The organism is Cobetia sp. SIMBA_158 (assembly GCF_046566945.1).
GTDB lineage: Bacteria > Pseudomonadota > Gammaproteobacteria > Pseudomonadales > Halomonadaceae > Cobetia > Cobetia amphilecti.
Genome location: NZ_JAWJYL010000002.1, coordinates 70,488 through 84,396 on the forward strand (window position 1 = coordinate 70,488; position 13,909 = coordinate 84,396).

Here is a 13,909-nt window from a genome sequence, read left to right on the forward strand (position 1 = left end):
ATCGGTTCGTCCTTGACGCGCCAAACAGATTTGCATGGCAGTTTGACGACCGCCGTCTACTCTGGGATGAGGCATGACCAGAGAGGGTCATGGACAGACAAACTAGCGACTGGCTCGGAGAAGCCGGAATACCCCATCACAATGAGGTTCATCATGGCTGACAACATTCTCAGTGCAGTACCTGACACGGCAGCAGACATGACAACACCCGCCACATCCCCCGGCGCTCTCGGATTCGTCGTCTGTGATGACAATCGCATCTACGGCGCTGGCATGAGCGAAGAAGACTGCCTCGATAACGCCCTCGAGTGCCTGTGTGGTTACTGTGAGCGCAGCGCGCTCAAGAAGATGCTGGAACTGTGCCGGGCCGGCGTGCGCTACCCCCTGCGCCAGCTTCCCGCCAGCCAGGCATGCGTCAACAGCTGCCAGGCCTCGGGCCCCACCGATCATTACCGCATTCATGACGGCGTCGCCTACATGCCCGAAGAGTTTCCCGAATCGCTCTCTGCCTGACCTCTGTTCACGCAGTTCAATGAGACAGGATTTGATACAGGGGCTGGCACAAGCAGCACACCTCTGACCGAGCCAGCCTTTACCCTCTCCTTTCCCTCCTTCCCACACTTCCACCTCATCCCCATCTCGAGAGCGAAACAAGACGCCGCCCCCGACACTGACGATTCAGTGCCGGGGGCGGCGTCCTGCCTTGGTGAATCCGATCACTGCCAGCGATCAGCCTCCGAGATAGGCGCGGCGCACGTCGTCGTTGGCCAGCAGCGCCTTGCCGCTATCCGCCAATACCACTCGACCATGCTCCAGTACATAACCGCGATCGGCGATCGACAAGGCACGATGGGCGTTCTGCTCCACCAGGAAGATGGTGGTGCCCTGCTCGCGCAGCTGCTCGACGATCTCGAAGATCTGCCCGATCACGATGGGCGCCAGCCCCAGCGATGGCTCATCGAGCAACAACAGCCGCGGCCGACTCATCAGGGCGCGCCCAATGGCCAGCATCTGCTGCTCCCCACCGGACATGGTGCCGCCGCGCTGCTGGAAGCGCTCCTTGAGACGCGGGAAAAGCCCCAGCACGTGCTCGATGCTGCGCTCGTTCTCCTCCTTGCTCTGGTAATAGCCGCCCATGGCCAGGTTTTCCTCCACCGTCATGCCGGTGAAGATGCGGCGACCTTCCGGCACCACCGACAGCCCGCCACGCATCACGCGCGCCGTGGGCGTGCCGGTGATCTCCTCGCCCTCGAACCACACCCGCCCGCTGGTCGGACGCGGATCGCCACAGATCGACATCAGAAGCGTCGTCTTGCCGGCGCCGTTGGCACCTATCAGCGTCACGATCTCGCCCTGGCCGACGGCCAGCGAGACATCATTGAGCGCCTGCACCGGCCCGTAGTGGGTGGTCAGATGCTCGAGGGCCAGCATGGCCTCCCGGGGCGCGAGTTCCTCACCGGCAAGCGTGGCCTCGGGTGTCACGTCTTCGACATGCTCACTCATGATCACTCTTCCCCCAGATAGGCCTTGATCACGGCATCGTTGCGCCGTATGTCCTCCGGACTGCCATCCGCCAGCGGCTGGCCCTGATTGACCACGTAGATGTGGTCCGAGATGCCCATCACCAGACTCATGTCATGCTCGATCAACAGCACCGAGATGCCCTCATCGCGGGTCAGGCTGACGATCAGATCATCCAGATCACGTGTCTCGTTGGGATTGAGGCCCGCCGCCGGCTCATCCAGCATCAGCAGCCGCGGCCTGGCGACCATGCAGCGCGCGATCTCGAGTCGGCGCTGCTGGCCATAGGCCAGATTGCCGGCCTCGCGGTTGGCGAATTCGAGCAGACCGACTCGCTCCAGCCAGTCGCCAGCATGCTGCATCAGCGCCTTTTCACTGCGTCGATAGCCCGGCGTCTTGAACAGTCCCTTGAGAAGATTGCGTTCGGCGTGCATGTGCTGCGCCACCAGCAGATTCTCGATGACGGTCATCTCCTTGAACAGCCGCACGTTCTGGAAGGTGCGCACCATGCCGGCCTGGGCGATGCGATAGCCCGGCAGACGATGCATGGCGCGGTTCTGGAAATACACCTCGCCACCGGTGGGCTGATAGAAGCCGGAGATGCAGTTGAAGACGGTGGTCTTGCCCGCACCGTTCGGCCCGATGACCGACACCACCTCGCCCGGATGCACCTGCAACGTCACGCCGTCCACGGCCTTGAGGCCACCGAACTGCATGGTGAGATCGCGCACATCCAGCAATGGCGCTCCGCCCTCGGCGCGCGCCTGACGACGCGAGGAGGCGACCGGTGTCGGATTGTCGAGGTCTTGCCTGTCGCGGGCCTGCTTGTCATGGACCTGTTTGTAATGTGTGTCAGCCACGGTCGAGCTCCATCTGCGGTCGTTTGAGCGGCACCAGTCCCTGAGGACGCCAGACCATCATCAACACCATCATCAGCCCGAACAGCAGCATGCGATATTCATTGAATTCGCGTGCCAGCTCCGGCAACAGCGTCATGGCGATCGCCGCCAGAATCACGCCCAGCTGCGAGCCCATTCCGCCCAGCACCACGATGGCCAGAATGATCGCCGACTCGATGAAGGTGAAGGACTCGGGGCTGATGAAGCCCTGACGCGCGGCGAAGAAGGCGCCGGCGAAGCCCGCGAAGCTCGCACCGATCGTGAAGGCCGAGAGCTTGATGCCGGTGGGGTTCATGCCCAGCGAGCGACAGGCGATATCATCCTCGCGCAGTGCCTCCCACGCGCGCCCGATGGGCATGCGCAGCAAGCGGTAGATCACGAACAGCGTGATCAGCACCAGGATCAAGGCCAGCAGATACAGGTAGATCACCTTGAGGGCCGGGTCGTAGTCGATGCCGAAGTACTCATGGAAGGCGATATTGCCCTCGTCGGCCCGCCGCGAGAACTCGAGGTTGAACAAGGTCGGCTTGGGAATGCGCGCGATGCCATTCGGGCCGCCGGTCAACTCGGTCCAATTGTTGAGCAGGATGCGGATGATCTCGCCGAAGCCCAGCGTCACGATGGCCAAGTAATCCCCGCGCAATCGCAGTACCGGGAAGCCGAGCAGATAGCCGAACAGCGCCGTCATCAACCCGGCGATGGGCAATGCCTCCCAGAAGCTGAAGCCCAGATAGCTGTTGAGCAGCGCATAGGTATAGGCCCCGACGGCGTAGAAGCCCACGTAGCCGAGATCCAGCAGTCCGGCGAGCCCCACTACCACGTTGAGCCCCAGGCCCAGCATGATGTAGATCAGCGTCAGGGTGGCGAGATCCACCGCCGAGCGGTTGGAGAGAAACGGGAAGATCAGCAGTGCACCGATGGCCAGCATGATCCACAGTTGACGCTTCTGACCGCTCATCACATCAGGGACGCTGAAATGCGAAGGTTTGCGGGTACGCGCCCGCCACTCCTCGATCTGCGGGCGTACCAGCTGATGCAGGAAGACGGCCAGCGCCGCAGCCAGCAACCAGCCCCAGGTATCCATGCCCATCAAGCGCACCGTGGTGGTGATGCCGGTGGATTCGAGCTGTACCCCCAGCACCGAGCCGCCCAGCACGAGGGTCAGCACGGCGGCCGCGAGCGCCGACCACCAGGGGCGCCGATAGGCAGGCTGGGGCGGCAACGTCTCGGCAGGCGAGGTGCCCGCCTTCTTCAGAGTCTGTTTCGCAAGCTTGGGCATCAGATCTTCTCCACTTCGGGCTTGCCGAGAATCCCGGAGGGACGGAACAGCAGAATCAGGATCAGCAGTCCGAAGGCCACCACATCCTTGTATTCCGTGGACAGGTAACCGCCGGTCAGTGCCTCCGCGACTCCCAACAGCAGCCCGCCCAGCATCGCGCCGGGGATGCTGCCGATACCGCCCAGCACCGCCGCCGTGAACGCCTTGAGGCCGGCGAGGAATCCGATGTAGGGATTGACCACGCCGTAATACATGCCGAGCAGCAGGCCCGCCACGGCGGCAAGCGCCGCCCCGATCACGAAGGTCATCGAGATGATCATGTCGGTATTGATGCCCAGCAGACGCGCCATGCCGGCATCCTGTGAGCAGGCACGACAGGCACGTCCCAGGCGGGAGCGCGAGATGAAGGACGACAGCAGCAGCATGCACACCAGGGTGACGCTGAAGATGATCACCTGCATGTAGGAGAGATTGACCGCGAAGCTTTCCAGCCCGAACTCCCAACCGCCCGGGATCAGGCTGGAGATCGCCATGTCACGCGAGCCCTGGGCCAGACGCATGTAGTTCTGCAGGAAAATCGACATGCCGATCGCCGAAATCAGTGCGATCAGACGCTTGGAGCCACGTACCGGGCGATAGGCCACCCGCTCCACGGCAAAGCCGTAGGCGCAGGACACCAGTACCGCCACCAGCAAGGCGGCCGCCATCAGAAAGAAGGGGTTGGCGATGCCCAGCATGCCCAGCGCCGCGATGACGATGAAGGTCACGTAGGTGCCGATCATGTAGATCTCGCCGTGGGCGAAATTGATCATGCCGATGATGCCGTAGACCATCGTGTAGCCGATGGCGATCAAGGCATAGGTACTGCCGATGGTCAGGCCATTGATGACCTGTTGCAGGAAGTAGAGGATGTCTTCCATTGAAACGACCCTTGGCCGCGACTGTCTTCGGCTTGTGGCCGGTGACCGTCAGGGAAATGCCGCATGCGCGGCGACAACGGGAAGGCACGGCGATATTGCATCACCGTGGACTCGACCGAACGGAGAAGCCCGCCATGCCAGGTGGCATGACGGGAAGCGTCTCGGGGTTGATCCACCACGGCCACATGAGGTCTCGAACAAGGTCTCAAATGATCGCTCAAATGAGGTACCGAATGAGATGTCACATGGCCGTGGCGAAGGCTGGGCTCAGACGAGCAGAGGCCAGCCGATGATCAATGTGCCGCTTCGCTCTTGGTTCCGTCGGCGTGCCAGTTGTAGACGACGAAGTTGAAGTCCTTCAGATCGCCCTTCTCGTCGTATTCGACCTTGCCGATGGGCGTGTCGAAGCTGTTGGCGCGCAGATATTCGGCAACGTCATACGGGTCGGTGGAGTTGGCGCCCTTGATGCCATCGGCGATCAGCTCCACCGCGGTGTAGGCCGGCATGACGAACGGGCCGGAGGGGTCCTGATCCTTGTCCTTGAAGGCCGCGACCAGATCGGCGTTCTTCGGGTCGGTCTCGAAGGCCGGCGGCAGCGTCACGTAAAGCCCTTCGGAGGCCTGACCGGCGATCTTGGAAATGTCCGGGTTGCCGACCCCTTCCGGGCCCATGAAGGGGGCATCGAAGCCCAGCTCACGCGACTGACGCAGCAAGAGGCCCAGCTCCGGGTGATAGCCGCCGTAGTAGACGAAGTCGACGTTCTCCTTCTTGAGCTTGGAGATCAGCGCCGAGAAATCCTTGTCGCCCGCCGTGATGCCCTCGAACAACACCACATCGATGCCTGCTTCCTCGACGGTGTCGCGCACGCCGGTGGCGATGCCTTCCCCGTACTGCTGCTTGTCGTGGATCACGGCCATGTGCGTGGGCTTGATCGTCTCGGCGATATAGCGCCCGGCGACCGGCCCCTGCAGGGAATCCAGACCGATGGTGCGGAAGACCAGCTCATAGCCCTGCTCGGTGATGGTCGGGCTGGTGGACGCCGCCGTGATCATCATCACGCCTTCCTCGGCGTAGATGTCCGAAGCCGGCTGGGTCGCGCTGGAGCACAGGTGGCCGATCACGTACTGGACACCGTCATTGACGATCTGGTTGGCCACCGCCACCGCCTGCTTGGGATCACAGGCGTCGTCGTATTTGACGCCCTTGAGCATCTCGCCGTCGACGCCACCGGCGGCATTGATCCGCTCGATGGCCATCTCGGCACCGATGAACTGCATGTCACCGTACTGGGCGACCGGCCCCGTGACCGGGCCTGCCATGGCGATGGTGATATCGGCCTGAGCCTGGGTGGACATCGCCGCGGCGATACCGAGAGCGAGAAGAGACCTGCGCATCATGATGAGAATTCCTGTTCCCGATTATTGTTGTACTACGGCCGGGCAGACCTGACTGACGCCTGGTGGCAGCGCTGGGCTGACCGAAAAAGGCTGGCGGCAGTGTCTGTCATTCGCTGACCTTGTGCGCCGCTGCCAGCCTGCAGGCAGGGGGTCGACACGTCAGGAATGCCTTGAAAGCATTATTGGCAGCAGCGAATACGCATGTAAAGTGACCGTTTGGGCGCTCATGAATGCGGCTCGGCAGCCTGCCAATAGCGAAAAGCACCACGCTTTCCAATATGGCCAGACAATCCTCGGAAATCCCGATCAAAGCCAGTCATTGGCACATGCCAACACGCGGATAACAGGATTTCCCTCTCCTCTTGCACCATCAGGACGCGCCGCAGCCCCCTGCCCGGCTACGCCCAAGGTTGTAAGAGAAGCAATCCTGCCGCCCTCCCCGAGCAACCGGTTGCTCCTGAGCCATGCACTGAGCTGCAATGTGATGATCTGCAAGGCAACAGTTAAGATAACGGGATAACTTGCCGATGGCACTCCCCCATCAGATACCCGCCAGCCCTGAATGCCACGCGCCCGACGATGGGTGACATCGTCGGGCGCGCAGGGTCATGCCTTTAGCAACGCGAATGCCGGGGAATGGAGAGTAGCGTCAGCCCAGCGCGATCAGGCGATTGCGGACATCGTTGATCTGGTCGCGAAGTCGACCGGCTTCCTCAAACTCAAGGTTCTTGGCCGCGGCAAACATGGCATCTTCGAGACGGCTGATCTCCTTCTCGAGCGCCTGAGGGCCTTCGGCCGCCAGCGCGGCGTAGTCCGGCGTCTCTTCCGCCACCTGACGCTCGCTGCCCTTGCGACGGCTGCTCTTGCGGCCCGGCGCCTGGGCACCTTCCATGATATCCGCCACCGACTTGGTGATGGTGCGCGGCGTGATGCCGTGCTCGTCATTGAAGGCCATCTGCTTCTCGCGACGGCGTTCGGTCTCGGCAATGGCCCGCTGCATGGAATCGGTGATGCGGTCCCCGTACAGAATGGCCTTGCCGTTGGCGTTACGCGCCGCGCGACCGATAGTCTGGATCAGGGAGCGTTCCGAACGCAGGAAGCCCTCCTTGTCGGCATCCAGGATCGCCACCAGCGAGACCTCCGGAATATCGAGACCCTCACGCAGCAGGTTGATGCCGACCAGCACATCGAACTTGCCCAGACGCAGGTCACGAATGATCTCGACGCGCTCGACGGTATCGATATCGGAGTGCAGATAGCGCACCCGCACGTCGTGCTCGCCCAGATACTCGGTCAGGTCTTCCGACATGCGCTTGGTCAGCGTGGTGATCAGCACGCGCTCGCCGACCTTGGTGCGCGCGCGAATCTCCGAGAGGACGTCATCCACCTGGGTCGAGGCCGAACGCACCTCGATGACCGGGTCGAGCAGCCCGGTGGGACGTACCACCTGCTCCACCACCTGGCCAGCATGCTCTTCCTCGTAGGGGCCAGGCGTCGCCGAGACGAATACCGTCTGCGGCAGAATGCTCTCCCACTCCTCGAATTTCATCGGGCGGTTGTCGAGGGCCGACGGCAGACGGAAGCCGTACTCCACCAGCGTTTCCTTGCGCGAGCGGTCACCGCGATACATGCCGCCGACCTGCGGCACGCTGACGTGGGACTCGTCGATGAAGACCAACGCGTCCTTGGGCAGGTAGTCGAAGAAGGTCGGCGGCGCATTGCCGGGATCACGCCCCGACAGATAGCGCGAGTAGTTCTCGATGCCGTTGCAGTAGCCCAGCTCCATCATCATCTCGATGTCATAGAGAGTGCGCTGCTCCAGGCGCTGGGCCTCGACCAGCTTGTCGTGCTTGCGCAGATAATCGAGGCGCTCGACCAGTTCTTCCTTGATGTGATCGACCGCAGCGACGATGGTCTCGCGCGGCGTCACGTAGTGGCTCTTGGGATAGATGGTCATGCGCGGCACCGACTCGGCCACTTCACCGGTCAGCGGATCGAACAGCCGGATGGAATCGATCTCGTCATCGAACAGCTCGACACGCACCGCCTGCTCTTCGGAGTCGGCCGGGAAGATGTCGATCACATCGCCACGCACGCGATAGGTACCGCGCCGGAAATCCATGTCGTTGCGGGTGTACTGCAGCTCCGCCAGTCGCCTGAGGAAGCCGCGCTGATCGATCTGCTCGCCACGATTGAAGTGCAGGCGCATTTTCAGGTATTGGTCCGGGTCACCCAGGCCGTAGATGGCCGAGACGGAGACCACGATGATCGCATCGCGGCGTTCCAGCAGCGCCTTGGTCGCCGACAGACGCATCTGCTCGATGTGGTCGTTGATCGAGGCATCCTTCTCGATGAAGGTGTCCGAGGAGGCGACGTAGGCTTCGGGCTGGTAGTAATCGTAATAGGAGACGAAATATTCGACGGCGTTGTCGGGGAAGAACGACTTGAACTCGCCGTACAGCTGCGCCGCCAATGTCTTGTTGGGGGCCATGACGATGGCCGGACGCTGCAGGCGCTCCACGATGTTGGCCACCGTGAAGGTCTTGCCGGAGCCGGTCACGCCCAGAAGGGTCTGATGCGCCAGGCCCGCGTCCAGGCCGGTGATCAGCTTCTCGATGGCGGCCGGTTGGTCACCGGCCGGCTGAAACTTGGAATCGATGCGAAATGGTTTGCTCATGCGCTCTCAATGGTGGCAGTCAGTCGGGTCTTCAACTGACGACAGGCAGATGATTGCCCGGCGGCATCATTCGCTCGCGGGCGCTTCTCGACTGGTCACCGAGACCCGGGTGCTGGTCATCAGGCGATGGATGGGGCAACGCTCGGAGATCTCGATCAGGCGCGCGCGGGTCTCGGCGTCCAGCTCATGACCCTCCTCGGCCAGGAACTGCATGCTGACCGTGAGGCGATATTCGCTGTTGCTGCCACGGCGCTCGTCGCTGTCGTCCCGGTCCACCGTGGTGATGATCCCCGCCAGCGGCAAGCCCTTGCGCCGAGCGTACATCTGCACGGTGATCGACTTGCAGGCCCCCAGCGACAGGTCGAAATAGTCATGCGGATCCGGGGCGCTCTCGTCGCCACCGACCACCGCCGGCACATCGACCAGCAACTCATCAAAGCTTGCGACCTGTACCCGTTGCACGAAGCTGCCTGACCGACGGCTGATTACCTCGATGCTCATTCGTCACCTCCCTGTCGCTGATCTGTCCGTGATCCCGCTCGTGAGACGTTGCCTGTTTCCCGCCTGTCCAGCGTCACCGCACTGCGGTCACTTGACCTTGTAACCGGCCTTCTCGACCGTCTTGACCAGCGCGTCATAACGCACCTGACCGTCGACTTCGGCAAAGCCACGCCCGACCTCGGCTTCCTTGACGCCATCCATCATCATCAGCGCCGTGGTGACCTTGTTGACGTCCTTGACGCTCTCGACGCCGATCAGAGTAAGAGAAAAGCTGGCCATCGTGTCATTCCTGTCATGCAGTAAAAAAGGGGCGCCGCGGCGCATTGCAGCCGTCAAGAATAGCACGGTTGCCTGACAGTCAGCGCGCATCAGACTCGTCGCGAGCAAGGCCCGAGAAACGCCTGGCAGGACGGGAACACTGATTTGCCCGTTCTTTTACTGCCACTTGGGGCACAAGGGGCTGACAGCCGCCAGCTGGCGCGTGACAATGCGGGCATCCGACATGCCGCATGGTTGCCAGTGCGCCACCGGCAGTTCACTCCTTCGCAACAGGATGGTGGTAGATGAATCCCTTGAAGACCCTGATGCAAGACCACGGCTACCAGCTCGGCGAGGACGGCCGCCTGACGCTGAGTGAGCCAGCCGACGCCTCCATGCCACTCGCTGACATGCCTCACGCTGGCGTAGCCGACCGTGCCTTGGCCGAGAATGTGCTGACTCCACTGGGCAATTTCGAGGTACTCGAGGTCTGCGGCAAGGATGGCGAACGCTTTCTGCAGGGACAGACCTCACAGCAGCTGAGTCTGGTCGATGGCGAGCTGGCGCCGCTGACGACCTTCTGCACCCCGAAGGGACGCATTCTGGCCATGGCTCAGCTGCTGCGCGTCAGCGAAGAGCGCCTGTGGCTGGTGATGCCGGCTGGCACCGCCGAACCGCTGCGTGCCCATCTGGCCAAGTTCGCGCCCTTCTACAAGGTGACGCTGGAGGTGTCGAGTGAGCTGAGCGTGCTCGGCCTGCTCGGCGAGCAGACTCTGGCAGCCCTTGCCGATACCCTGACGGCACCTGCGCTGGCCGAGCATGACCTGGCCATGCGCTCGGTTCTCCCCTCGCCCCTGCAGTCGAACGAGGACGAAGAACCGCAGACCTGCGCGCTGGCGCGCCAGCCGTCAGGCAATACCCCGCGCGCGATACTGGTCGGCCCGCATGCCGCCCTGGCAGACCTCGCGACGGCGCTTTTCGCACGTGATGTGGCCGCCAGCGATGACACCCGCTGGTGCCTGGAAGATATCCGCGCCGGGCTGCAGTGGGTCACTTCCGCTCAGACTGACAGCTGGCTGCCGCAGATGCTCAATCTGGAAGCCCTCGCCGCGATCAGCTTCAAGAAGGGCTGCTACACCGGTCAGGAAGTCGTGGCACGCGCCCACTTCCGCGGTCAGGTCAAGAAGCGCCTGCAACGCCTGACGACGGCGCAGCCGGCCGACTTGCCTGCGGTGGGCAGCAAGGTCACAAGCCCCGACGGCAAGTCCCTCGGCGAAGTGCTGCAGGCAGCCCATGATGGGCAGGGACGCCTGGAGCTGCTGGCCGTGATCAGCCTGCGCGATGAAGAGATCGCATTGGCATTGGAAGATGGCACCCGGCTTGAGCGCAGCGCGCTGCCCTATGCCGTCGAGCGTCGCGACCCGGAGCAGCTCAAGGGCTGAAGGGTACGGCTTGAAAGGCTGATCGCCCTGAGGGACTGATCGCTTGAAAGCCGCCACAGGAAAGCCCCGCACGTGCCAAGGTGCGGGGCTTTTGTCTGTCACGGATTGCTGATTTCAGGCGCCTGACGGGGCTCCCAGCCCTTACAGCCCTTACAGCCCTTACAGTCCTTCCGGCAGCCAGCCATCCCCTGCGATCAGGTGCTCGATCAGCTCCTGCACCGGCATCGGTCGTGCATAGAGATAGCCCTGATGCAGCGAGCAGCCATGCGCGAGCAATTCGGCTCGCTGCTCTGGCGTCTCGATGCCTTCGGCCACCACCGCAAGATGGAAGGCCTCCGCCAGCCCCAGCATCGCTTCGATCATGGCCTGCCCCTTGCTGGAGCCCAGCGCCGTCACGAACTGCCGATCGATCTTGAGCTTGTCGAACGGCAGTCGCTGCAGCTGCGACAGCGAGGAGTAGCCCGTGCCGAAATCATCCAGTGCCAACGCCACGCCGTGAGCCCGGATGGTCTGGAACAGCACGGCCAGGGCCTGGATGTCATCCGGCAGCTGGCTCTCGACCAGTTCAAGCGTCAGGCGCTCACACAGCTCCGGATGCCGGAACAACATTTCCAGGTCTGACAGGAAGCGCTTGTCCATCATGTGGCGTACGGTCACGTTGACGCTCAGATGCAGCTCATGACCGCTTTCGTGGACGCGCATCAGGGTCGCGATGCTTTCCTTGAGCACCCAGCGCCCCAGCGCGACATCCAGGCGTGCGGACTCGACGATGGCCATGAAATCCGCCGAGCCCATCAAGCCATGTTCCGGGTGCTGCCAGCGAATCAACGCCTCCGACAGCTGCAAGCGGCCAGTACGCCCGTCGACGATCGGCTGCACGAAGATCCTGAGCTGATTCTCGCGCAGCGCGACGGTGAACTCGGCCTCCAGCTGCTTGAGGCGACGCAACTCACGTTCCGCCTCCTCATCGAAGAAATGCCACTCGCGTTGGCACTGCTGGGTATCGTGCAGGGCACGTTCGGCGCGATAGACCAGCGCATCCACCTGATGGCCATCCTCGGGATAGCGCGTGATGCCCAGGCTCGGCTGCAGATAGATCACCTCATCATTGAGCGTGACCTTGTCGCGTACGGCATTCAGCAGGTTGTCCAGCCAGCCGCTGATACCGCCACGCGTCGCTTCCAGCAGCCGGCGCTGGACCATGATCAGCAGCCTGTCGGTCTCGAGGCGCGCCACATCGCCGGAATTGCCCAGCAAGGGAGCAATACGCTTCTGGACCTGCTCCAGCTGGTGATTGCCCGGTTCGGCGCCGGCATGATCGTAGAGCACCTGCAAGCCGCCGATCCTAAGCGCCATCAGCACGAAGCCCTCCATCGGCGCGACCTCGCCCAGCTGGTCAATCCGCACCTTGATCAGGCGCAGCATGCCTTCACGACTGAGCAGACCGGTATCGAGATCCGTCTCACGCTCCTCGAGCAACTGGTGCTGGAGCAGCACGCGTTCCTGCTCCAGCCCTCGTACCACCAGCGTATCGAGGGTCATGTCCAGCAACGGCATCATCTCGGTGGCGTTGAGTCGATGGCCGCGACTGGCCACCAGCAGCAATTCGCTGCGTCCGGGATGCGGCGAGACCGAATAGCCCATCAGCTGGCTGGCGCCCAGTCGCTGACACAGCAGCAGCGCGCGATCTTCCTGCTCATCGACACTTTTATCGACGCTCCCATCGCCATCGCGTCGCGAGCGATCACCGGCTGACACGCACACGCGCCCCACCGGCAGGCGCCAGAGAGGATCACGCCGCAACGATGCTTCACTCAACCACTCACGCTCATCATGACTCTGCAGAATCAGGTAGCCGGCGTTGGGATTTCCCACCTCACGCCGATAGATGATGATCTCTGCCCCCAGCATCTCGCGCACGCGCTGCAGGTAGCGGGTGAGAGAGGCACGCGCATTCTGCGGCGTGTGGGTTTCATAGGGGACGCTCAGGAATTGCTGGTTGAGAATGCTGTGGCGCTGGTATTGATGCTCGAGGTAGGCGCCATAGGCCCGACTCGCCCTGCGGCGCCGACTGTCGCGCACCAGCATGCCGATGGTGCCCATGCCCGCCAGCACAATGATCAACAGCAGTACCGCCAGCGGAGTGCCCATCTCCTGCAGCAACTGAGCGACGCGATTTTCATCCTGCCAGCAGGTCTTTGCATGGTTGTAGCGATCGGCACGACCAGAAGCGGGCAAGGCCACGCAGACCTGCTGCGTCGCGATGGGCTGTGGCATGGCGTTGCTGACGACCTGCAGACCCTTCAAGCCCAGCACGGCCGCCTGCTCATCCAGCAGGTCTGTCGTGAGCGGCATGCCCAGAATCAACAGCCCCTGCTCATCCTGCGCTGGCAAGGCCTCCTCATCCTCGTAGAGCCCCTGCATGCCGATCAGCCATGGCTGGTTGTCGACGATCAACCAGGCCAGCTGAGGTTGTGTCGGTGACTGGCGGGCAGCCTGCATGACGGGGGCGAGCGCACGTCGCCAGCTCACCGGCTGCTTGCCCAACCAGTCGGCCCCCGGCGACCCGGCGTTGTGCTGCACCCAGGCGGCCACCTGCCCATCGCCACGCACGGCAGAGATCAGATGTATGCCGGTATTGATGGCGAACTCGGGGCCATACATGTACTCGAGCCAGGTCGTGTCGAGCTCGGGCTCGCGCAGAAACCTGGTCACGGCTTCTTCCCAGTAGCCATTCTCCTGCAACTGTCCCGCGAGCAGGCGCTGTTCACTCTGGACCCACAAGGCCAGCCGTTGCCTGTCGGACTCACGATCCGCCTCGCGGGATTGCGAAATCTGGCTGGCCGTCAACCAGGCGGTGGCCAGCAATGCCGCCAGCAACAGCAGCGGCAGCAGGTACATCCGATAGCGGGGGCCAGCAGGCAGAGAGGCGTGCGCGAAGACAGCAGAAGACTCGTGTGCCGGCACACGAGAGGAGGAACGCGATGCTGAAGAATCTGACATTGATTTACCGAT

At 62.8% G+C, this 13,909-nt stretch carries 11 protein-coding genes; 2 read left to right on the plus strand and 9 right to left on the minus strand.

The annotated features are described in order from the left end of the window. The first annotated feature begins 153 nt into the window (after positions 1-153). Entirely contained in the window at positions 154-513 is a 360-nt protein-coding gene (locus R2R70_RS04300) for a hypothetical protein (RefSeq protein ID WP_410977360.1), read from the plus strand. 216 nt (positions 514-729) lie between these two features. Here the strand turns inward: R2R70_RS04300 and R2R70_RS04305 are convergent, their stop codons facing one another. The 8 genes from R2R70_RS04305 to R2R70_RS04340 all read right to left on the minus strand — a co-directional run bounded on the left by R2R70_RS04305 (position 730) and on the right by R2R70_RS04340 (position 9,473). Beyond that, entirely contained in the window at positions 730-1,431 is a 702-nt protein-coding gene (locus tag R2R70_RS04305; protein ID WP_043336899.1) for an ABC transporter ATP-binding protein, read from the minus strand. 74 nt (positions 1,432-1,505) lie between these two features. Continuing rightward, positions 1,506-2,261 (minus strand): high-affinity branched-chain amino acid ABC transporter ATP-binding protein LivG, encoded by a 756-nt coding sequence (gene livG / locus R2R70_RS04310; protein ID WP_082388869.1) that lies wholly within the window; start codon positions 2,259-2,261, stop codon positions 1,506-1,508. A 112-nt stretch (positions 2,262-2,373) separates the two neighbouring features. Beyond that, positions 2,374-3,699 carry a high-affinity branched-chain amino acid ABC transporter permease LivM gene (gene livM / locus R2R70_RS04315; protein ID WP_410977361.1) on the minus strand — a complete coding sequence of 442 codons (1,326 nt, stop codon included), beginning with the start codon at positions 3,697-3,699 and terminating at the stop codon, positions 2,374-2,376. Then, the gene (livH, locus tag R2R70_RS04320; protein ID WP_043336883.1) at positions 3,699-4,619 is read right to left on the minus strand and encodes a high-affinity branched-chain amino acid ABC transporter permease LivH; all 921 of its coding nucleotides are present in this window, start codon (positions 4,617-4,619) and stop codon (positions 3,699-3,701) included. Before livH ends, livM begins: the two co-directional genes overlap by 1 nt. A 293-nt stretch (positions 4,620-4,912) precedes the next feature. After that, positions 4,913-6,013, minus strand: coding sequence for a branched-chain amino acid ABC transporter substrate-binding protein (locus R2R70_RS04325; protein ID WP_410977565.1), 1,101 nt, complete (start codon positions 6,011-6,013; stop codon positions 4,913-4,915). Between the two features lie 652 nt (positions 6,014-6,665). Continuing rightward, a complete protein-coding gene (gene uvrB / locus R2R70_RS04330) occupies positions 6,666-8,693 on the minus strand; it encodes an excinuclease ABC subunit UvrB (RefSeq protein WP_192838931.1) in 2,028 nt (675 codons plus the stop codon). A 66-nt stretch (positions 8,694-8,759) separates the two neighbouring features. Beyond that, positions 8,760-9,194, minus strand: coding sequence for an OsmC family protein (locus tag R2R70_RS04335; RefSeq protein WP_054556999.1), 435 nt, complete (start codon positions 9,192-9,194; stop codon positions 8,760-8,762). Positions 9,195-9,281: 87 nt separating this feature from the next. Further along, positions 9,282-9,473 carry a hypothetical protein gene (locus R2R70_RS04340; RefSeq protein ID WP_054557000.1) on the minus strand — a complete coding sequence of 64 codons (192 nt, stop codon included), beginning with the start codon at positions 9,471-9,473 and terminating at the stop codon, positions 9,282-9,284. Between the two features lie 284 nt (positions 9,474-9,757). Here R2R70_RS04340 and R2R70_RS04345 point away from each other — a divergent pair, with 284 nt between their 5' ends. Further along, on the plus strand, positions 9,758-10,894 hold the full coding sequence (locus R2R70_RS04345) for a YgfZ/GcvT domain-containing protein (RefSeq protein WP_410977362.1): 1,137 nt from the start codon (positions 9,758-9,760) through the stop codon (positions 10,892-10,894). A gap of 159 nt (positions 10,895-11,053) precedes the next feature. On the opposite strand, the gene R2R70_RS04350 is transcribed toward R2R70_RS04345, so the two are convergent. Further along, positions 11,054-13,897, minus strand: a complete 2,844-nt coding sequence (locus R2R70_RS04350; protein WP_410977363.1) for an EAL domain-containing protein — start codon at positions 13,895-13,897, stop codon at positions 11,054-11,056. Between the last annotated feature and the right edge of the window lie 12 nt (positions 13,898-13,909).